The organism is Crenalkalicoccus roseus (assembly GCF_004761865.1).
Classification (GTDB): Bacteria; Pseudomonadota; Alphaproteobacteria; order Acetobacterales; family Acetobacteraceae; genus Crenalkalicoccus; species Crenalkalicoccus roseus.
In genome coordinates this window covers 1-19,993 of sequence record NZ_SJDM01000054.1, presented here as the reverse complement: position 1 = coordinate 19,993, position 19,993 = coordinate 1, and the positions used below count along the sequence as shown (strand labels likewise).

Genomic DNA, 19,993 nt, shown 5'->3' with positions numbered 1-19,993 from the left:
CAGCCAGAACAGGCGCGACACCGGCCATCCCCCGCCGTTTGGCAGGGGAAATCGCCACGCCGGCCCCAAGCCAATCAGGTACAGATAGGCACAGACCCTAGGGCGAACGAGAAATGCTCTGGCGCCCGGTCCGCAGGGGCCGGCTCGCGCAAGCCCGCGGACCAGGCGCCGGCGCGCGTCAGACGCCGGCCTTCTGGCCGGAGGCGGTGAGCTGCATGTAGGTGCGGATCGTCTCCGGCAGATGCTGGTCTATCCACTCCGCCATGCGGATCTCCTCGTTCAGGCTCTCCTTCAGCGCTGTCGGCGCGCTGCCGTCGCCGGCGGCCTGCGCCATCTCCAGCAGCGCCCGATAGGTGGCGATCTCGTAGTGCTCGAAGGCAAAGTTGGCGAAGGTGTTCTTCACCACCTCGTCCTGCGCCGGCGTGTGCGCCAGCGCCGCCATGTTGCCCAGGAAGCCGGCGCCGATGTCCTTGAGCGTGGAATGGCTGGTGCCGAGCCGCTGCAGGATCTCCTCGAGCCGGGACGCCTGGCGCCGCGACTCCTCGATGTGCTGGCGGATCCTCTCGGCCATGGCCGGATAGTTCTCCAGCCGCTCGACTTGGCGCTGCAGGAGCTGGATCGCCTGGGTCTCCAGGGCGTGGGCGTTGGTCAGCCCGGTGACGTAGATGTCCTTGAACGAGGTGGCCATGGCGTGTCTCCGCAAAAGGTGGCAGGCGAACACGCCGTGGCCGCGCCGGGTTCCTTCCCCGAGGGCAAGGAGCGGCGCCGGGGGCGCCTCGCGTCAGCCCGGCAGCGGGCGCGCCGCCGCCTCGAACCCGTCCCAGGGGTCGCGCCGCGCGGGCGCGGTGGCGAGGGTGACGCCGCGCGGGTCGAGATCCGGCCCCACCTCCTCCCAGGCGAGCGGCATGGCGACCGGCGCGCCCGCCCGCGCCCGCGGCGACCAGGGGGCGATGGCCGAGGCGCCGCGCTCGTTGCGCAGGTGGTCGAGCAGGATCCGCCCCGCGCGGTCGCGCCGGCGCGGGCTGGTGGTGAAACGCTCCGGCGCCTCGGCGGCCATCGCCTCGCACACGGCGCGGGCGAAGGCCGCCACCTCCGGCCAGAAGGCGCGCGGCAGCAGCGGCACGACGAGGTGCAGCCCCTTGCCGCCGGTGCTCTTGCAGAAGGGCGCAAGGCCGTGCCGCCGCAGGCGCTCGCGCAGCGCGAGCGCCGCCTCCACCACCCGCGCGAAGGGAAGATCCTCGGCGGGATCGAGGTCGAGCACCAGGCGGTCCGGGCGCTCCGGATCCTCGGCCCGCGCGCCCCAGGGGTGGAGCTCGATGGCGGCGATCTGCGCCAGGGCGGCGAGCCCTCCGGCGTCCTCCACCGCGAGGAAGGGGCGTTCCGCGCCGGGCAGCGCCACCCGCCGCAGCGCCGGCGGAAGGCCGGGACCAGGATGGCGCTGGAAGAAGCGCGCCCCCCCGATGCCCCTGGGCGCGCGGAGCAGCGACAGCGGCCGCCCCGCGACGTGGCGCAGCAGGCGCGGCGCCACCGCGGCGAAGTAGTCCGCGAGCATGCGCTTGCTGATCCCTTCCTCCGGCCAGAGCAGGCGGTCGGGATGGGTGAGGAGGGGCGGGGCGGGCGGCGCGGCGGGGCGCGGCATCGTTGCGCGAACGCCCCAGGCGGCCCGCGGGTTCGCCGCCGCCGGTTCCGCCGCGGGCAAGGGCGGGGTAGGAACGGGCGCGCCCGCGGCGCATTCTGGCCCCGGGCGCCGCGGGGGCGGGCGCCGCCCCGGCCCGCGCGCTCCCCATGTCCTGTCCGCCGGCACGGCAGCGAGGTATGCGATGGCACGAGAGGAGGGGGTGGTGTGGATGTGGGTGGAGGCGTGCGAGAGCCTCGCCCGCGCCGAGCGCCTGCAGCGCCAGTTCTTCGAGCCGCGCCGCGCCGCCTCCCGCCTGCCGGTCTGGCAGCCCCCCGTGGACGTGCTGGAGACGGAGCATGAGGTGCTGATCCTCGTCGCCCTGCCCGGCGTGGAGCCGGAGGGCGTGGAGGCCGCCATCGAGGACGGGGCGCTGCGCGTCGCCGGGGTGCGCGTGCTGCCGCGGGAGCTGGAGGCGGCGGCGATCCACCGCCTGGAACTGCCGCAGGGGCGGTTCGAGCGCCGCATCCCGCTGCCCCCCGGCCGCTACAGCGCGGCGGTGCGCCACGCCCTCGTGAACGGCTGCCTGCTGGTCAGGCTCGACAAGGCCGCCTGAGCCGTCCCGGCCGGACACCCCGATCCCGGAGCATGCCGATGCCGAACCGCCGCGATCCCCGCTTCCTGGCCGCCGATCTCGGGCCGGCGCCCGGCAATGGCGGCGGGGCGCGCCTGCCGCCGGACGCCCTGCCCATCCTGCCGGTGCGCGAGACCGTGCTGTTCCCGGGCGCGGTGATGCCCCTCGTGGTCGGACGCCCGGCCTCGGTCGCGGCGGTGCAGCACGCGATGCGCGCCGGCCAGCAGATCGGCGTGCTGATGCAGCGCAGCCCGGAGGCGACGGAGCCGGCGCGGGACGATCTCCACCGCACCGGCACGGTGGCGAACATCCTGCGCTGGATCACCGCGCCGGACGGCACGCACCAGCTCGTCTGCCAGGGCGTGCAGCGCTTCCGCGTGCTGGACTGGATCGAGGGCCACCCCTTCCTCGCCGCCGGCGTGCTGCGCATCGAGGAGCCGGAGGGGCGCACGCCGGAGATCGAGGCGCGGCTGCTGCACCTGAAGGGCCAGGCGCTGGAGGCGCTGCAGCTCCTGCCGCAGGTGCCCGAGGGGCTGGTCGGCGCGGTGCAGGCGATGGACCAGGCGGGGCCGCTCGCCGACCTCGTCGCCGCCTATCTCGACCTGCCGCCGGCGGAGAAGCAGGAGATCCTGGAGACGCTCGACCTCACCGAGCGCCTCGACCGCGTGGCGCGCGCCCTGGCGCAGCGCATCGAGGTGCTGCGCCTGACCGCCGAGATCGGCCGCCAGACCCGCGCCAGCCTCGACCAGCGCCAGCGCGAGGTGCTGCTGCGCGAGCAGATGGCGGCGATCCAGCGCCAGCTCGGCGAGGAGGACGGCAAGGCCGCCGAGATCAGGGAGCTGACAGAGGCGATCGGGAAGGCCGGCATGCCGCCCGAGGTGGAGCAGGCGGCGCGCAAGGAGCTGCGCCGGCTCGAGCGGATGCCCGAGGCCTCGCCCGAGCACGGCATGATCCGCACCTACCTCGACTGGCTGATCGAGCTGCCCTGGACCCTGCCGGAGGAGAAGCCGATCGACATCGCCGAGGCGCGGCGCATCCTCGACGAGGACCATTTCGGGCTGGAGAAGATCAAGCGCCGCATCGTGGAATACCTCGCGGTGCGCAAGCTCGCTCCGCAGGGCAAGGCGCCGATCCTCTGCTTCGTCGGCCCGCCCGGCGTGGGCAAGACCTCGCTCGGCCAGTCCATCGCCCGCGCCATGGGGCGGAAATTCGCCCGCGTCTCCCTGGGCGGCGTGCATGACGAGGCGGAGATCCGCGGCCACCGGCGCACCTACATCGGCGCCCTGCCGGGCACCATCATCCAGGCCATCCGCAAGGCCGGCGCGCGCGACTGCGTGATGATGCTGGACGAGATCGACAAGATGGGGCGCGGCATCCAGGGCGACCCCTCGGCGGCGATGCTCGAGGTGCTGGACCCGGAGCAGAACAACAGCTTCCGCGACAACTACCTCGGCGTGCCCTTCGACCTCTCGCGCGTGGTGTTCATCGCCACCGCCAACATGCTCGACACCATCCCGGGTCCGCTGCGCGACCGCATGGAGATCATCGAGCTCAGCGGCTACACCGAGGCGGAGAAGCTCGAGATCGCGCGGCGCTACCTGGTGCGCCGCCAGCTCGAGGCCAACGGCCTCGCGCCGGAGCAGGCGGAGATCACCGAGGAGGCGCTGCGCGCCATCATCCGGTCCTACACGCGCGAGGCCGGGGTGCGCGGCCTCGAGCGCGAGATCGGCCGCGCGCTGCGCCACGCCGCGGTGCGCATCGCCGAGGGCAGCGCCGAGCGGGTGCGGATCGACGCCGCCGACCTCGCCGCCATCCTCGGCCCGCCGCGCTTCGAGAACGAGGTGGCGATGCGCACCTCGGTGCCCGGCGTCGCCACCGGCCTCGCCTGGACGCCGGTCGGCGGCGACATCCTGTTCATCGAGGCGACGCGCACCCCGGGCGGCGGCAAGCTCATCCTCACCGGCCAGCTCGGCGACGTGATGCGGGAGAGCGCGCAGGCGGCGCTGAGCCTGGTCAAGAACCGCGCCGAGGCGCTCGGCATAGACCCCGCCCTGTTCGAGAAGTCGGACATCCACATCCACGTCCCGGCCGGCGCGGTGCCGAAGGACGGGCCGAGCGCGGGGGTGGCGATGTTCACCGCCCTCGTCTCCCTGCTGACCGGACGGACGGTGCGGAGCGACACGGGCATGACCGGGGAGATCAGCCTGCGCGGCCTGGTGCTGCCGGTGGGCGGCATCAAGGAGAAGGCGGTCGCGGCCGCGCGCGCCGGGCTCAGGCAGGTGCTGCTGCCGGCGCGCAACCGCAAGGACCTCGAGGAGATCCCCGAGGATGCGCGCAGCCGGCTGGAATTCGTCTGGCTGGAGCGCGCCGAGGACGCCATCGCCGCGGCGCTGGAACGGAGCGCGGACGGCCGGGACCGGCCGGACGCGTGACCCCGCCCCACGGGCAAGGGGCCGGAGCCGCCGTCGGAGGCATGGCCGGGCGGGAGCGGCTCCGGCAGGCCGCGCCGGCCGGGCGTTGACAGGGTCGCGCCCGGGCTTACCCCCTACGGGGCGGGCCCCTCGAGTCCGTGGCCACCGCAAGGGGAAGGGATGACGGTCAGCATCGAGCTGGGGCGCACCGCGGCGGGCGCGCCGGCCACCCTCGACCTCGAGGAGCTGCTGGCGACGCGGCTGCTGGTGCAGGGCAATTCCGGCTCGGGCAAGTCGCACCTGCTGCGCCGGCTGATGGAGCAGAGCGCCGCCTGGGTGCAGCAGGCGGTGATCGACCCGGAAGGCGACTTCGTCACCCTCGCCGAACGCTACGGCCATCTCGTGATCGACGCCGCGGCGCATTCCGAGGCCGGGCTGCAGGTGGCGGCGGAGCGGGTGCGGCGGCACCGCGTCTCGGTCGTGCTGAACCTCGAGGGGCTGGACACCGAGGGGCAGATGCGCCGCGCCGCCGCCTTCCTGGACGGGCTGTTCGCGGCGGAGCGCGATGCCTGGACGCCCATGCTGGGGGTGGTGGACGAGGCGCAGCTCTTCGCCCCGATGGCGGCGGGCGAGGTGGCGGACGAGGCGCGCCGGGCCTCGCTCGGCGCCATGACCGACCTGATGTGCCGCGGGCGCAAGCGCGGCCTCGCCGGCGTCATCGCCACGCAGCGTCTGGCCAAGCTCGCCAAGAACGTCGCGGCCGAGGCCTCGAACTTCCTGATGGGCCGCACCTTCCTCGACATCGACATGGCCCGCGCCGCCGACCTCCTGGGGCTGGAGCGGCGCCAGGCGGAGATGTTCCGCGACCTCGAGCGCGGGCAGTTCGTCGCCCTCGGCCCGGCGCTGTCGCGCCGCCCGGTCGCGGTCAGGATCGGCGCGGCCGAGACCGCCTCGCGCGGCGCCGCGCCGAAGCTGACGCCGCTGCCCGAGGCGCCGCCCGAGGAGGTGCGGGCGCTGATCCTGCAGCCGCCCGAGCCCGCTCCGCGCGCCGCGCCGCGCCGCCCGCCCCCGCCGCCCGCGCCCGACCTGCTGGCGCAGCTCGCCCAGGCGCGCCCCGCCCCGCTGCACGACCGCGCCGAGGCCGCCCCGACCGAGCCGGAGGCGCTGGCCGAGCGCGAGGCCCGGATCGGCGCGGTGGTGCGGGCGGTGCTGGCGGAGCCCGAGGCCGCCTACCGGCCGGTCGCGGTGCTCTACCAGGACTTCCTGGTGCGCTGCCGGATCGAGGGCATCGGCGGCCGCCCGCCCGACCTGCCCGCCTTCCGCCGCCTGCTCGCCGTGGGGCGCGCGGGGGTCGGCGCCGAGCTGGAGGGGCGCCCGGAATGGCAGGCGGCGCTCGCCCGCGCGCCGCTGCTGCCCGAGGACCTCCAGGGGGTGTTCCTGCTGCTCGCCCGCGCGGCGCTGGAGGGCGCGCCCTGCCCCTCAGACGCCGCCATCGCGCGTGCCTATGGCAGCCGCTCGCTGGGCCGGGCGCGGCGCGTGCTGGCCTGGATGGAGGAGCGCGGCGCGATCCTCTGCCGCCCCGACCTCACCGGGCGGCGCATCGTCCACATCGCCGGCCTCGGCTGGGAGACGGCGCCGGGCGACCCCGGCGCGGAGACGGACGGGGACGCCGCGGCCTGAGGGGCCTGTCCCATCGCCCCGGAACCGGCCGCGGGCGGCCGATGCCGGCCGGACGCGATCCGCTCTAGCCGACCAGCGGCACCTCCTCCCGCGCGCCGAGGGCGATCGCACGGCGCGCCATCTCCAGCGCCCCTTCCCGCGAGCGGGCGGCGCCGACGAAGCGGCGGGTGTGCACGAACACGGCGTCCGGCACGCCGCTCGCCGCCGCCAGCTCGGCGTCGCGCAGCCCCGCCCAGGCCTCGGGCAGCGGCAGGCGCTGGGCGAAGGCGCCGGGCTCGGGCGGCATGGCATCCACCATCCAGTTGCCGTTCGGCACCGGATAGACCGCGTAGAGCACCGGCAGGCCGTGCGCGAGCACCGGCCCCTCCCAGGGCATCTTGCGCTCGAGCTCCAGCACGCGGGGATCGGCCGAGCGGGCATGCGCCGCCAGCACCGCCGCCTCGGCGGCGAGGCGGGCGCGGAGCTGGGCGGCGCGCCGGCGCAGCACCGCCTCGACCAGATCCGCCGCGCGCAGGAAGGCGGCGTCCTCGGCCGCCGCGTCGCCGACCGCGGGCGAGTCCCAGGGCGGGTTGAAATCCTCGATCAGCGCCGAGAGGCCGAGCGCCCCGCCGGGGCGGCCGACGCCGTTGTCCAGCTCGTCGATGCGGCGCACCACCTCGCGCTCCAGCGCCGCCGCCACCGCGGCGGCGTGCTCCGCCTCCCCCTCCGGCCGGAGCAGGGCGGCGGCGGCGGCCTCGCCATGCGCCCGCCAGACCAGGCCGGCGGCGCTGAAGGGCGTGCCGTCCTCGCGTACCGGGGCGCCGCGCTGGTGGTGGTCGAAGCGGCCGGCGGCGGGGTCGTGGACGGCGCCGACATCCCAGACGATGTCGGCGCGGGCGATCACCGCCTCGTCGCGGGTGCGCACCAGCGCATGGTCGCGCCCGGCTGCCCGCAGGCCGAGCGCCAGGCGCAGCACGGCATAGGCGAAGACGTCATCGAGGTGGAAGGTCCCGCTGTGGGTGACGAGCAGCAGCGGCCGCCGCGGCGAAGCCATCCTGATCTCCATCGGCCGGCGTCCGCCGCCAGGCCTGCATGTTGGCGCCCGGAGGCGCCCACCCTGCCGGCCGGCGCTTCCTCCCCCTCGTTCCGGCCGCCCGCTCCGGGCCGTGGCCGGTGCCGCCCAGAGGCGCGGCGGCGCGGGGCCTTCGTCGCATGCGCGACACGGCCGCGCAACCGGGGCACCCTCACGCCCGCGCGCGGTCGGCCGTCCGCGCCTCGCGGCGCCCGGCCGCCGCCGGGACGGAGGGCGGCGCGCCGGTGATCAGCCGCGCGCCGCGCTGCAGGGTGAGGTAGCTCCACAGCCACTCGAAGGAGACGATGACCCGCGAGCGGAAGCCGATCAGATACCAGATATGGGCGATGCCCCAGAACCACCAGCCGAGCAGCCCGCGCAGCCGGAAACGGCCGATGGCGACCACGGCGGAGCGGCGGCCGATGGTGGCGAGGTCTCCCTGGTGGCGGTAGGCGAAGGGCGGCGGCGCCGGGCGTCCGGCGGCGCGCGCGGCGAGCAGGCGGCCGACATGGCGGCCCATCTGCTTCGCCGCCGGCGCGTTGCCCGGCACCGGGCGCCCTTCGGCGTCCCGCACCGCGGCGAGGTCGCCGATGGCGAAGATTTCCGGGTGGCCGGGCACCGAGAGGTCGGGGCCGACCAGGATGCGCCCCGCCCGGTCGCGTTCCGCCCCGATCCAGTCCCCGGCCGGGGAGGCGGTGACGCCGGCGGCCCAGACCACGGTGCTGGCGGGGATCCGCTCCTCGCCGCACCGCACGCCGGCGGGGTCGCAGCCGGTCACGCGCGTGCCGGTCAGCACCTGCACCCCCTTCCGCTCCAGGGAGCGCCGCGCCTCCTCGGACAGCTCCTCGGGGAAGGTGGGCAGCAGGCGCGGCCCGGCCTCGATCAGCACCACCCGCGCGCGGCGAGGGTCCACATGGCGGAACTCCTCGGCCAGCGCGTGCCGGGCCAGCTCCGCCATGGCGCCGGCGAGCTCGACCCCGGTCGGGCCGCCGCCGATCACCGCGAAGGTGAGCAGGCGCCGCCGCGCCTCCTCGTCCGCGGCGATCTCGGCGCGCTCGAAGGCGAGCAGCAGGCGGCGGCGGATGTCGGTGGCGTCGTCTATGGTCTTGAGGCCGGGCGCCGCCTCGGCCCATTCCTCGTGGCCGAAATAGGAGTGGGTGGCGCCGGTGGCGAGCACCAGCGCGTCGTAGGGAATGGCCGGCCCCTCCACGGTGCGCACCCGCCGCGCCGCGGTGTCCACGCCGGCGACCTCGGCCATCAGCACGGTGACGTTGCGCCGGCCGCGGAAGATGCTGCGCACCGGCCAGGCGATGTCGTTCGGCGCCAGCGCGGCGGTGGCCACCTGGTACAGCAGCGGCTGGAACAGGTGGTGGTTGGTGCGGTCCACCAGCGTCACCTCGCAGGGCGCGCGCGCCAGGGCCCGCGCCGCCTCCAGCCCGCCGAAGCCGGCGCCGACGATCACCACGCGCAGCCGCGCCCTTCCGCTCCTTCCCGACACGGCGGTTCCCCATCTCCTCCTGCCACGCGGCCGGGCGGGCCCGGCCCAGGGTGCCAACGGGCGAGCGGGCGCAGGATGGCGTGGCGCCGGGCCTTCCGGGGCCACCTCGCCCGTCCTCAGGCCTCCGGCTCCTCCTGGGTCGGCAGCCCGCAGCGGTTGTGGATGTGCGTCGCGGCGATGGCGGCGTGCCCCATCCCGACCACGATCTGGTCTATGGCGCGCACCACGTCGCCGGCGGCGTAGAGCCCCTTCACCGTGGTCTGGGCGTGCTCGTCCACCAGCAGCGCGCCGGAGGGGTCGTGCGCCGCCCCGAGCGCCCGGGCCAGCTCCGTGTGGTAGGTGAGGCCGAGGGCGGAGTAGAGCACGTCGAAGCGCAGCTCCTCCCCGCCCCCGGTGCGCAGCGCCGCGATGCGCCCGCCCTGCACCTCCAGCGCCGCGACCGGCTGTTCGACGATGCGCACGCCCTCCGCCTCCAGGCGCCGCCGCAGCGCGGGGTCGAGGTCGTCCATGCCCCGCCCGAGGGTGAGCAGCGTCACGTCGTCGGAATAGGTGCGGGCGATGAAGCTCGCCTCGCCGGCGCCGCGGGCGCCGTGGCCGATCACGGCGATGCGCCGCCCGCGCGATTCGTAGCCGTCGCAGATCGGGCAGTAGCGCACCAGGCCGCGGCGCACCGCGTCCGGCAGGTCGGGCAGGTCGGGCAGGTCGGGCTCGACATCCACCGCCCCGGTGGCGAGCAGGGCGTGGCGGGCGCGCAGACGCCTCGTGGCGCCCCCCTCCTCGACCTCGGCGGCGAAGCCGCCCGCCTCCCGGCGCAGCGCGGCGACGCGCCCGTGCAGGAGGTGCGCGCCGTAGCGGGCGAGATGCGCCCGCGCCCGCTCCAGGATCTCGGGGCCCGGAATGCCCTCGGCGAAGAAGGGGATGTTGTGGCTGGCCGGGATCCAGGCGGCGCGGGGCTCGCCGGCGTCCACCACCAGGAAGCGGCGGCGGAAGCGGGCGAGGTAGAGCGCCGCCGTCAGCCCCGCCGGCCCGCCGCCGATGACGAGGCAATCGAGGATGTCCCGCTCCGGCTGCCGCATGCGACCCTCCCTCCCGCCCCGCAACGCGGCCGGGGCGCGCGGGATGCGGCGGCGCAGCGCACGGCCAGGGCCGACGCCCTCCGTTCCCGCGGGGGAGATCCGCGCCTCCGGCCGATTCCGGCCTGCCGCGATCCGTCCTATTTCTGAGCCATGGAATGGCAGGCCCCCGCCATCGTGCTGAGTGCCCGCCCGCATGGCGAAGGCGGGGCGATCGTCGCTCTGCTGACCGAGGCGCATGGCCGCCACGCCGGCCTTGCCAAGGGCGGCGCCTCGCGCGCCCAGGCGGCGGTGTGGCAGGCGGGGAACCTGGTGGAGGCGCGCTGGGTGGCGCGCCTCGCCGACCAGCTCGGCAGCCTGAGCGGGGAGCTGGCGCACCCGGCGGCGGCGCTCGCCATGGAGGACCCGCTGGCGCTGGCGCTGCTCGCCTCCGCCTGCGCGGTGGCGGAGGGAGCGCTGCCGGAGCGGGAGCCGCATCCGCGCGCCTTCCATGGCCTGCTTTCCCTCATCCTCCGGCTTCCCGCCGGCGCGCCGGCGCTGCTTGCGGACTACATCCGCTGGGAGGCCGGGCTGCTCGCCGAGCTCGGCTACGGCCTCGACCTCTCGCGCTGTGCCGCGACCGGGACGGCGGAGGACCTCGCCTGGGTCTCCCCCCGCACCGGCCGCGCCGTCTCCGCTGCCGCCGGGGAGCCCTGGCGGGACCGGCTGCTGCCCTTGCCCGCCTTCCTGCTCGGCCCGGACCGGCCGGGAGCCAACGACCCCCCGCCCGGCCCGGCGGAGTGGCTGGCCGGGCTGCGCCTGACCGGGCATTTCCTCGCCCGCGACGCCTTTGCCCACCGCCACCGGCCGCTGCCCCTGCCGCGTGCCCTGCTGCAGGACCGGGTGGCGGCGCTGGCCCTGGCGGCGCGTTCCGCTGTGGCGCCGGCGGAGCGGGCGGTGTAATTGGGGCCGCCCACGAGAACGAACCGCGAATCCGGAATGCCAGACGATCTGCCGAGCCTGCCCGAAGGGGGGCAGGTGCGGGACACCCGCCTCGCCGACGCGCTGTCCGAGCGCTACCTGGCCTACGCCCTCTCCACCATCATGGCGCGCTCGCTGCCCGATGTGCGGGACGGGCTGAAGCCGGTGCACCGGCGCCTGCTCTGGGCGATGCACCAGCTGAAGCTCGACCCGGCGGCGGGGTTCAAGAAATGCGCCCGCGTGGTCGGCGACGTGATCGGCAAGTACCACCCGCATGGCGACGCGGCGGTCTATGAGGCGCTGGTCCGGCTCGCCCAGGACTTCGCCGCGCGCTACCCGCTGGTCGAGGGCCAGGGCAATTTCGGCAACATCGACGGCGACAACGCCGCGGCCATGCGCTACACCGAGGCGCGGCTGACCGAGGTGGCGCAGGCCCTCCTCTCCGGCATCGAGGAGGACGCGGTGGATTTCCGCGCCACCTACGACGGCGAGGAGCGCGAGCCGGTCGTCCTGCCCGCCGCCTTCCCCAACCTGCTGGCCAATGGCGCGAGCGGCATCGCGGTCGGCATGGCCACCTCCATCCCGCCGCACAACGCCGGCGAGGTCTGCGCCGCGGCGCTGGAGCTGATCCGCAACCCGGAGGCCACCACCGCCGACCTGCTCAGGCACCTGCCCGGCCCCGACTTCCCCACCGGCGGCGTCCTGGTCGAGCCGCCGGAGAGCATCCGCGAGGCCTACGAGACCGGCCGCGGCGGCTTCCGCGTGCGCGCGAAGTGGGAGGTGGAGAAGGGCCGGGGCGGCAGCTACGTGGTGGTGGTGACGGAGATCCCCTACCAGGTCGCCAAGGCCAGGCTGGTCGAGCAGATCGCCCAGCTTATGGAGGAGAAGAAGCTGCCGCTGCTCGCCGATGTGCGCGACGAGAGCACCGACCTCGTCCGCCTGGTGCTGGAGCCGAGGTCGCGCAACGTGGATCCCGGCGTGCTGATGGAGACGCTGTTCCGCGCCACCGCGCTGGAGAGCCGCTTCTCCCTCAACATGAACGTGCTGGACGCCGACCGCACGCCGCGGGTGATGGGGCTGCGCGAGGTGCTGCGCGCCTGGCTCGACCATCGCCACGCGGTGCTGGTGCGGCGCACGGAGCACCGCCTCGCCGCCATCGCGCGGCGCCTCGAGATCCTCGACGGCTACCTGATCGTCTACCTCAACCTCGACGAGGTGATCCGCATCGTCCGCGAGGAGGACAGGCCGAAGGAGGCGCTGATGGCCGCCTTCTCGCTCACCGAGGTCCAGGCCAACGCCATCCTCGACATGCGCCTGCGCGCCCTGCGCCGGCTCGAGGAGATGGAGATCCGCAAGGAGCACAAGAAGCTCAGCGCCGAGCAGAAGTCGCTGCAGGCGCTGATGAAGTCCGAAGCCAGGCGCTGGGAGGCCATCGCCGGCGAGCTGGAGGCGATCCGCGCGCGCTTCGGCGACGGGCCGCTCGGCAGGCGCCGCACCGAGACCGGGCGCGTGCTGCCCGCCGTGCTGGTGGACGAGGCGGCCTTCGTCGAGCGCGAGCCGATCACCGTCATCCTCTCCGAGAAGGGCTGGATCCGCGCCCAGAAGGGCCACCTGCCGGAGGACGCCGAACTCCGCTTCAAGGAGGGCGACGCGCTGCGCTTCCTCCTGCACGCCGAGACCACCGACCGCATCGTGGCCTTCGCCACCAACGGCCGCTCCTACACGCTGAAGGCCGACGCCATTCCGCGCGGCCGCGGCGACGGCCAGCCGGTGCGGCTGATGGTGGACCTGACCAACGAGGACGAGATCATCGCCCTGCATGTCCACCGCGAGGGGCAGCGCTTCCTCCTCGCCTCCACCGACGGCAGGGGCTTCGTGGCGAAGGGCGAGGAGCTGCTGGCGGAGCGGCGCACCGGCAAGCAGGTGCTGCTGCCCGAGCCCGGCAGGGAGGCGCTGCTCTGCGTCCCGGCCGAGGGCGACACCGTGGCGGTCATCGGCGAGAACCGCAGGCTGCTGCTGTTCCCGCTCGACCAGGTGCCGGAGATGGCGCGCGGCCGCGGCGTGCAGCTCCAGTCCTACAGGGAGGGCGGGCTGTCCGACGCCAAGGTGTTCTTCCGCAAGGAGGGGCTCTCCTGGCGCCTCGGCGACCGGATGCGCGTGGAGACCGACCTCGCCCCCTGGCGCGGCAACCGCGCCGGTGCCGGCAAGCCGCCGCCGAACGGCTTCCCGCGCTCCAACCGCTTCGAGTGAGCGGCGCGGCGGCGCGATCCGCCGCCGCAACGCCCCTTCCGCGGCGTGTGCGCCGATGCTCTGCTGGCGCCAAACGACAGCGGAGAGGGAACGCCCATGCGACGTCGCGACCTTGCGCTTGCCCTTGCCCTTGCGCTCGCGCCCCTTGGGGCGGGGGCGCAGGCCTTCCCCGAGCGGCCGATCACCCTCGTCACCGGTTACGCGCCGGGCGGCAGCACCGACATCGCGGCGCGGCTGCTTGCCGACAGGATGGCCGCCGAGCTCGGCCCGGCTGCGCGCATCGTGGTGGAGAACCGCCCCGGCGCCGCCGGCATGGTGGCGACGGAGTGGCTGATGCGCCAGCCGCCCGACGGGCACACCATCATGGTCACCGAGACCGGCGCCGCCGCGGCCGCGCCGGCGGCGCTGATCGGCGGCACGCGCTACGACCCGGTGAGGGACTTCACCCATCTCGGCATCATCAGCACGCCGCCCGCGATCCTGGTGGTGACCGGGAAATTCCCTGGCGAGACCCCGCAGGAGGTGCTGAACCACCTCCGCAACGCGCCCCCGGAGACGCTGAACTACGCGAGCTCGGGCGTCGGCGGCGTGCTGCACCTGCGCGCCGAGATGCTTGCCCAGGCGGTCGGCAACCGCTTCGTCCACGTGCCCTACCGCAGCGGCAGCCAGATGCTGCAGTCCATCCTGACCGGCGAGACGCATTTCGGCGTCGCGGCGCTCGCCTCCGCCACGCCGCTGGTGCGGGAGGGCAAGGTGCGCGGCATCGCCATGGCCGGCACGCGTCGCTTCCCCCTGTTCCCGGACATCCCGACGCTGAAGGAGCTCGGGGTGGAAGGCTTCGAGGACGGGGGCTTCTTCCTCCTGATCGGGCCTCCCGACATGCCCCGGCCGGTGGCCGAGGCGCTCAACCGCGCCCTCGTCGCCGCGCTCGCCGATCCGCGGATCCGCGAGCGGATGCTGATCGCCGGCCACGACCCGCACCAGGGGCCGAACAGCCTCGAGGATGCGCGCGCCTTCATGGAGCGCCAGCTCGAGACCTACCGCGCGGTGGTGGAGCGCACGGGCATCCGCTTGCAGCCCTGAGGCGCCCCCGCCCCGCCCGGAAATGCCCCTTGACGGCGATCCCGGCTTGCCGGCTCAAATGCCGACGAAGCGGCAAAGGATCCGGGCCTTCGCGGCACCGGAAGGGCAGGGAGGGTCCATGGAACGGGAAGAGCGTCGCGTCCCGCGTCGCCGGCGCGCGGCAGGGCCATCCGGCGGCGCGCGGTAAGGCGGCGGCATGGCCCTGCTCGAGGTGCGCGACGTCGCCGTCCGCTTCGGCGGCGTCACGGCGGTGGCCGGTGTCTCCTTCGACGTGGAGGAGCGCCAGATCTGCGGCCTGATCGGCCCCAACGGCGCCGGCAAGACCACGCTGTTCAACTGCATCAACGGCATCTACCGCCCGAACGAGGGCGAGATCCGCTTCGCCGGGCGGCCGATCACCGCCCTGCCGCGCCACCGCATGGCCGGCCTCGGCATCGGCCGCACCTTCCAGAACCTGGCCCTGTTCCGCAGCATGACGGTACGCGACAACGTGCTCGCCGGCGCGCATGCCCTCGGGCGCACGGGCTTCCTCGCCAGCGCGCTGCGCCTGCCCGCGGTGCGCCAGGAGGAGGCGGCGATGGAGGATCGCGCCCGAGGGCTGCTCGCGCTGCTCGACCTCGAGGCGGTGGCGGAGACGCCGGTGGCGGCGCTGCCCTTCGGCACCCAGAAGCGGGTGGAGATGGCGCGCGCCCTGATCGGCGGCCCGAAGCTGCTGCTGCTGGACGAGCCGGCGGGCGGGCTGAACCACGAGGAGGTGGACGGGCTGGCCGGGCTGCTCGTGGACATCCGCCGGCAGTTCGACCTCTCCATCCTGCTGGTCGAGCACCACATGAACCTGGTGATGCGCGTCTCCGACAAGGTGGTGGCGCTGGATTTCGGGCGGAAGATCGCCGACGGCACGCCCGAGGAGGTGCGCAGCGATCCGGAGGTGATCCGCGCCTATCTCGGCGGGGGCGAGCATGCCCGCGCTGCTTGAGGCGCGGGGCCTGCACGCGGGCTACGGCCCGACGCAGGTGCTGCACGGCCTCGACTTCACGGTGGAGGAGGGCGGCGTCACCGCACTGCTCGGCGCCAACGGCGCGGGCAAGACGACGACGCTGCGCGCCATCTCCGGCATGGTCCGCACCACCGGGGAGGTGCTGTTCCGGGGCGAGCGGATAGATGGCCGCGCCACCGAGGACATCGCCCGCCGCGGCATCGCCCACGTCCCGGACGGCCGCGGCACCTTCATGGAGCTGACGGTCGAGGAGAATTTCCGCCTCGGCGCCTACATCCGCCGCGATGCGGAGGTCCAGGCCGATTTCGAGCGCATGTGGGCGCTGTTCCCGCGCCTCAGGCAGCGCTGGCGCCAGCAGGCGGGCACGCTCTCGGGCGGCGAGCAGCAGATGCTGGCCATTGCCCGCGCACTGCTGCTGCGTCCGCGCCTGCTGCTGATGGACGAGCCCTCCTTCGGCCTCGCACCGCTGATCGTCGAGGAGATCTTCGGCATCATGCGCCGCGTGCGAGAGGAATCGCGCGTCGGCATCCTGCTGGTCGAGCAGAACGCCAACCTCGCCCTGGAGCTCGCCGACCACGCCTACCTGCTCGAGACCGGGCGCATCGTCATCTCCGGCCCGGCGGCGGAGATCCGCCGGGACGAGGCGATCCGGCGCTCCTACCTGGGATACTGAGGCACCATGGAAGCGCTCGCGCACCAGATCATCGCCGGCATCGCCACGGGCGGCATCTACGCCTCCCTCGCCCTCGCCCTGGTCATGATCTACCAGGCGACCCACCACGTGAATTTCGCGCAGGGGGAGATGGCCACCCTCTCCACCTTCATCGCGCTCTCCTTCATCCAGGCGGGCATGCCCTACTGGGTGGCCTTCTTCGCCACCATCGCCGTCTCCTTCCTGATCGGCGTGGCGGTGGAACGGCTGCTGATGCGCCCGGTGCAGAACGCGCCGGTGCTGACGCATGTCGGCGTGTTCATCGGCCTGCTGCTGATCATCGGCAACCTGACCGGGTGGGTGTTCGGCTACACCACGAAGATGTTCCCGACACCGTTCGAGAGCGACCAGCCGCTGTTCGGCGGCCTCGTCTCGGCGCACCAGCTCGGCTCCACTGCGGTGACGCTCGCGGTGCTGCTGCTGGTCTACCTGTTCTTCCGGCACACCAAGCTGGGCCTCGCCATGCGCGCTGCCGCCTACAACCCGCGCTCGGCACGGCTGGTCGGCATCCGCGTCGGGTGGATGCTGGCGCTCGGCTGGGGGCTCGCCGCGGCGATCGGCGCGGTGGCGGGGATGATGATCGCTCCTGTGGTGTTCCTCGACCCGACGATGATGCTTGGCATTTTGCTCTACGCCTTCGCCGGGGCACTGCTCGGGGGCATCGACAACCCGATGGGCGCGGTGCTCGGCGGCTTCGCCGTCGGAGTGCTGGAGAATCTGGCCGGCGCCTATGTGGTGGGGACGGAGCTGAAGCTGACGGTGGCGCTGATCATCATCATCGGCGTGCTGGTCATCCGCCCCTCCGGCCTGTTCGGCCGCGTCGTGCTGAGCCGGGTGTAGCGGCATGAGCGCGAGCAAGGGGATCCCCGCCTCCGCTCCGATGGTCAGGGCCCCGGCGCAGCGGAGCATCGCCGGCTGGCAGAGGGCGGCCATCGTGCTGCTCGGCGCGGCGGCGGCGCTGGCGCCGATCTGGGTGCTGGACAGCTTCCCCCTGTTCCAGCTCACCATGGCGATCATCTACGCGGTGGCGGTTCTGGGGCTGAACATCGTCACCGGCTACAGCGGTCAGATCTCGCTCGGCCACGGCGCCTTCTTCGCGGTCGGCGCCTACGCCACCGCGATCCTGATGGCGCATTTCGACTGGTCGTTCTGGGCCACCCTGCCGGTGGCCGCCCTGGTCTGCGCCGCCATCGGCTTCTGCATCGGCTTTCCGGCGCTCAGGCTGCACGGGCTCTACCTGGCGCTGACCACCTTCGCGCTCGCCGTCGCCGTGCCGCAGCTCCTCAAGCACAGGGCGCTGGAGGGCTGGACCGGCGGGGTACAGGGCCTGTTCCTGCTGAAGCCCGATCCGCCGTCCTGGCTGCCGCTCTCCCCCGACCGGTGGATGTACGTGGTGGTGCTGGTCATCGCCGCGCTGATGTACCTGCTGGCCTGGAACCTGATCCGCAGCCGCATCGGGCGGGCCCTGATGGCGACGCGCGACCACCCGACGGCCGCCGAGGCGATGGGCATGGACATCGCCTCGCTCAAGACCCGCGCCTTCGCGGTCAGCGCCACGATCACCGGCGTTGCCGGCTCGCTCTCCGCCGTGGCGGTGGAATACGTGGCGCCCGACAGCTTCACCTTCTTCGTCTCGATCACGCTCTTCGTCGGCATGGTGGCGGGCGGCATCGCCTCCATCCTCGGCTCCCTGTTCGGGGGGTTGTTCGTGGTGTTCGTGCCGAACATCGCCGAGGCGATCTCCCGCTCGGCGCCGGGCGTGATCTACGGCGTCATCCTGATCCTGTTCCTGTTCGTGATGCCCGACGGCTTCGCGGGGCTGCTGCGCCGGCTCTGGGCGCGCGCCTTCGGGCCGCGGGGGTAGTGACGCAGACTGGGAGGCAGACGCACATGACCACCACCACCCGCCGCACCCTGCTCGCCGGCGCCACGATCGGCGCCGCCGGGCTCGCCATGCCCAACATCGCTCCGGCGCAGGAGACGCCCGGCGTCACGGCGAACGAGATCCGCATCGGGAGCACCAACGCGCTGAGCGGCCCGGCCTCCTCCTATTCCGTCATCTCGCGCTGCCTCGAGGCCATGTTCCAGAGGCTGAACGAGCAGGGCGGCGTCGGCGGGCGGCGGATCCGCTTCATCGTCTACGACGACGGCTACCAGCCGCCGCGCACGCTGGAGCAGACCAGGCGCCTGGTGGAGCAGGACCGCGTCGCCTTCCTGTTCAACCAGCTCGGCACGCCGACCAACAGCGCCATCCACCGATACGTCAACCAGCGGCGCATCCCGCACCTGTTCCTCGCCACCGGCGCCGACAAGTGGGCGAACCCGAAGGAGTATCCCTGGACCATCGGCTGGCAGCCGAGCTACCGCGTCGAGGCGCAGATCTACGCCAAGTACATCCTGGAGCAGAAGCCCGACGCCCGCATCGCGCTGCTCTACCAGAACGACGATTTCGGCAAGGATTACCTGCACGGCGTTCAGGACGTGCTGGGGCAGCGCTTCTCAAGCATGGTGCGCACCGCCACCAACGAGGTCACGGACCCGACGATCGACAGCCAGATCGTGCAGCTCCAGGCCACCGGCGCGGACGTGCTGATCTGCGGCGTGGTGCCGCGCTTCGCCGCCCAGGCGATCCGCCGCGTCTTCGACATGGGCTGGCGGCCCATGTTCTTCATGACCAACGTCTCGATCTCGGTCGGCGCGGTGATGCAGCCCGCCGGGCCGGAGAGGGGCGTCGGCCTGATCACCTCGGACTATCGTAAGGACCAGTCCGATCCCGCCTGGGCCGACGATCCGGGCATGAACGAGTGGCGGGAGTTCATGCGGCGCTACCTGCCGGATGCCGACCTCACCGACAACAACTACACCTACGCCTACGGCGTCGGCACCACGATGATCCACGTGCTGCGCCAGTGCGGCAACGACTTCTCGCGCCAGAACGTGATGCGCCAGGCGACGAGCATCGCGCCGATGGACATCCCGGTGCTGCTGCCCGGCATCAAGGTGCAGAGCCAGCCGGACAACTACAACGTGATCCGGCAGATGCAGCTCCAGCGCTGGGACGGCCGCTCCTGGGTGCGCTTCGGCAACGTGATCGAGGGGGCCAACGTCTAGGGCCCGCCTTGGGCGGGAGGGCGGCCATGCGCCGCCTTCCCGCCCGTCTCAGCCGCGCGCGCCGAAGATCGCGGTGCCGAGCCGCACATGGGTGGCGCCGCAGGCGATCGCGACCTCGAAATCCGCGCTCATGCCCATGGAGAGCACCGGCAGGCCGTGCCGCGCCGCCAGCCCCGCCAGATACTCGAAATGCGGGCGCGGATCCTCGGCCAGGGGGGGGATGCACATCAGCCCCCGCACCGGCAGGCCGTGCTCCTCGCGGCAGGCGCGCAGGAAGGCCTCCGCCTCGGCGCGTGGCACGCCGGCCTTCTGCGGCTCGTCGCCGGTGTTCACCTGCACGAGCAGCGCCGGCTGCCGCCCCTCCTTCCGCATCGCCTCGGCCAGGGCGGCGGCGAGGCGGGGGCGGTCCAGGCTCTCGATCACGTCGGCGAGGCGCACCGCGTCGCGCGCCTTGTTGGTCTGCAAAGCGCCGATCAGGTGCAGGCGGAGCGCCGGCCAGTCGGCGCGGAGGGCGGGGAACTTCGCCGCCGCCTCCTGCACCCGGTTCTCGCCGAACACCGTCTGCCCGGCGGCGAGTGCCGCCGCCACCGCCGCGGCCGGCTGCGTCTTGGAGACGGCGACCAGGGTGACGCTCTCCGCCTTCCGGTTGGCGCGCGCGCAGGCCTCGGCGATTCTCTCCCTCGCCCGGGCGAGGTTGGCGGCGATGACGGAAGCGGGGGCGGTGCTCATGGGATGCCGAGGCTAGCGCATTTCCGGCCGGCACGCGCAGGGCGCGCCGATTCGGCCGGCGCGTCGCGCCATGCCGGCGCGGGCTGAGGGCAGGCTCGCCGCGGCGGCGCGCCGCCTCCGGCCGGCGGGGGACCGGCGGGGGCGGCCGCTGCCGCGCCTGTGGCTGTTCAGCGACCCGGCGCGGCTGCC

17 protein-coding genes are annotated in these 19,993 nt (G+C 74.1%); 11 read left to right on the top strand and 6 right to left on the bottom strand.

What is annotated here, in order from left to right; translation table 11 throughout:
- Positions 1-178: 178 nt before the first annotated feature.
- Positions 179-688, bottom strand: a complete 510-nt coding sequence (locus tag ET526_RS19095; RefSeq protein ID WP_135470268.1) for a ferritin-like domain-containing protein — start codon at positions 686-688, stop codon at positions 179-181.
- A gap of 93 nt (positions 689-781) precedes the next feature.
- Positions 782-1,639, bottom strand: coding sequence for a non-homologous end-joining DNA ligase (ligD, locus tag ET526_RS19090; RefSeq protein WP_135470266.1), 858 nt, complete (start codon positions 1,637-1,639; stop codon positions 782-784).
- A gap of 181 nt (positions 1,640-1,820) precedes the next feature.
- Between ligD and ET526_RS19085 the strand changes: the two genes are divergently transcribed.
- The 3 genes from ET526_RS19085 (at position 1,821) to ET526_RS19075 (ending at position 6,340) form a co-directional block, all read left to right on the top strand.
- Positions 1,821-2,231 carry an Hsp20/alpha crystallin family protein gene (locus tag ET526_RS19085; RefSeq protein ID WP_135470264.1) on the top strand — a complete coding sequence of 137 codons (411 nt, stop codon included), beginning with the start codon at positions 1,821-1,823 and terminating at the stop codon, positions 2,229-2,231.
- A gap of 38 nt (positions 2,232-2,269) precedes the next feature.
- Positions 2,270-4,681 carry an endopeptidase La gene (gene lon, locus ET526_RS19080; RefSeq protein ID WP_135470262.1) on the top strand — a complete coding sequence of 804 codons (2,412 nt, stop codon included), beginning with the start codon at positions 2,270-2,272 and terminating at the stop codon, positions 4,679-4,681.
- 159 nt (positions 4,682-4,840) lie between these two features.
- Positions 4,841-6,340 carry an ATP-binding protein gene (locus ET526_RS19075; RefSeq protein ID WP_135470260.1) on the top strand — a complete coding sequence of 500 codons (1,500 nt, stop codon included), beginning with the start codon at positions 4,841-4,843 and terminating at the stop codon, positions 6,338-6,340.
- Between the two features lie 64 nt (positions 6,341-6,404).
- On the opposite strand, the gene ET526_RS19070 is transcribed toward ET526_RS19075, so the two are convergent.
- The 3 genes from ET526_RS19070 to ET526_RS19060 form a co-directional block, all read right to left on the bottom strand.
- Positions 6,405-7,373 (bottom strand): MYG1 family protein, encoded by a 969-nt coding sequence (locus tag ET526_RS19070; RefSeq protein ID WP_135470257.1) that lies wholly within the window; start codon positions 7,371-7,373, stop codon positions 6,405-6,407.
- Between the two features lie 190 nt (positions 7,374-7,563).
- Entirely contained in the window at positions 7,564-8,889 is a 1,326-nt protein-coding gene (locus ET526_RS19065) for an NAD(P)/FAD-dependent oxidoreductase (protein ID WP_204623715.1), read from the bottom strand.
- A gap of 116 nt (positions 8,890-9,005) precedes the next feature.
- Complete coding sequence (locus ET526_RS19060; protein WP_135470255.1) at positions 9,006-9,965, bottom strand: NAD(P)/FAD-dependent oxidoreductase; 960 nt, start codon at positions 9,963-9,965, stop codon at positions 9,006-9,008.
- A gap of 150 nt (positions 9,966-10,115) precedes the next feature.
- Here ET526_RS19060 and recO point away from each other — a divergent pair, with 150 nt between their 5' ends.
- From recO to ET526_RS19020, 8 genes are all read left to right on the top strand, one after another.
- Positions 10,116-10,904, top strand: coding sequence for a DNA repair protein RecO (gene recO, locus ET526_RS19055; RefSeq protein WP_135470253.1), 789 nt, complete (start codon positions 10,116-10,118; stop codon positions 10,902-10,904).
- 36 nt (positions 10,905-10,940) lie between these two features.
- Complete coding sequence (gene parC / locus ET526_RS19050) at positions 10,941-13,172, top strand: DNA topoisomerase IV subunit A (protein WP_135470251.1); 2,232 nt, start codon at positions 10,941-10,943, stop codon at positions 13,170-13,172.
- 96 nt (positions 13,173-13,268) lie between these two features.
- The gene (locus ET526_RS19045; RefSeq protein WP_135470249.1) at positions 13,269-14,255 is read left to right on the top strand and encodes a Bug family tripartite tricarboxylate transporter substrate binding protein; all 987 of its coding nucleotides are present in this window, start codon (positions 13,269-13,271) and stop codon (positions 14,253-14,255) included.
- A 196-nt stretch (positions 14,256-14,451) separates the two neighbouring features.
- Positions 14,452-15,231 (top strand): ABC transporter ATP-binding protein, encoded by a 780-nt coding sequence (locus tag ET526_RS19040; RefSeq protein ID WP_135470246.1) that lies wholly within the window; start codon positions 14,452-14,454, stop codon positions 15,229-15,231.
- Positions 15,215-15,925, top strand: a complete 711-nt coding sequence (locus tag ET526_RS19035) for an ABC transporter ATP-binding protein (protein WP_135470244.1) — start codon at positions 15,215-15,217, stop codon at positions 15,923-15,925. The genes ET526_RS19040 and ET526_RS19035 overlap by 17 nt, the downstream gene beginning before the upstream one ends.
- Before the next feature lie 6 nt (positions 15,926-15,931).
- Positions 15,932-16,804, top strand: a complete 873-nt coding sequence (locus ET526_RS19030) for a branched-chain amino acid ABC transporter permease (protein ID WP_135470242.1) — start codon at positions 15,932-15,934, stop codon at positions 16,802-16,804.
- 4 nt (positions 16,805-16,808) lie between these two features.
- Positions 16,809-17,828, top strand: a complete 1,020-nt coding sequence (locus ET526_RS19025) for a branched-chain amino acid ABC transporter permease (RefSeq protein ID WP_135470240.1) — start codon at positions 16,809-16,811, stop codon at positions 17,826-17,828.
- A gap of 26 nt (positions 17,829-17,854) precedes the next feature.
- Entirely contained in the window at positions 17,855-19,075 is a 1,221-nt protein-coding gene (locus ET526_RS19020; RefSeq protein WP_135470238.1) for an ABC transporter substrate-binding protein, read from the top strand.
- A 48-nt stretch (positions 19,076-19,123) separates the two neighbouring features.
- On the opposite strand, the gene ET526_RS19015 is transcribed toward ET526_RS19020, so the two are convergent.
- Positions 19,124-19,804 carry a YggS family pyridoxal phosphate-dependent enzyme gene (locus ET526_RS19015; protein WP_135470235.1) on the bottom strand — a complete coding sequence of 227 codons (681 nt, stop codon included), beginning with the start codon at positions 19,802-19,804 and terminating at the stop codon, positions 19,124-19,126.
- Between the last annotated feature and the right edge of the window lie 189 nt (positions 19,805-19,993).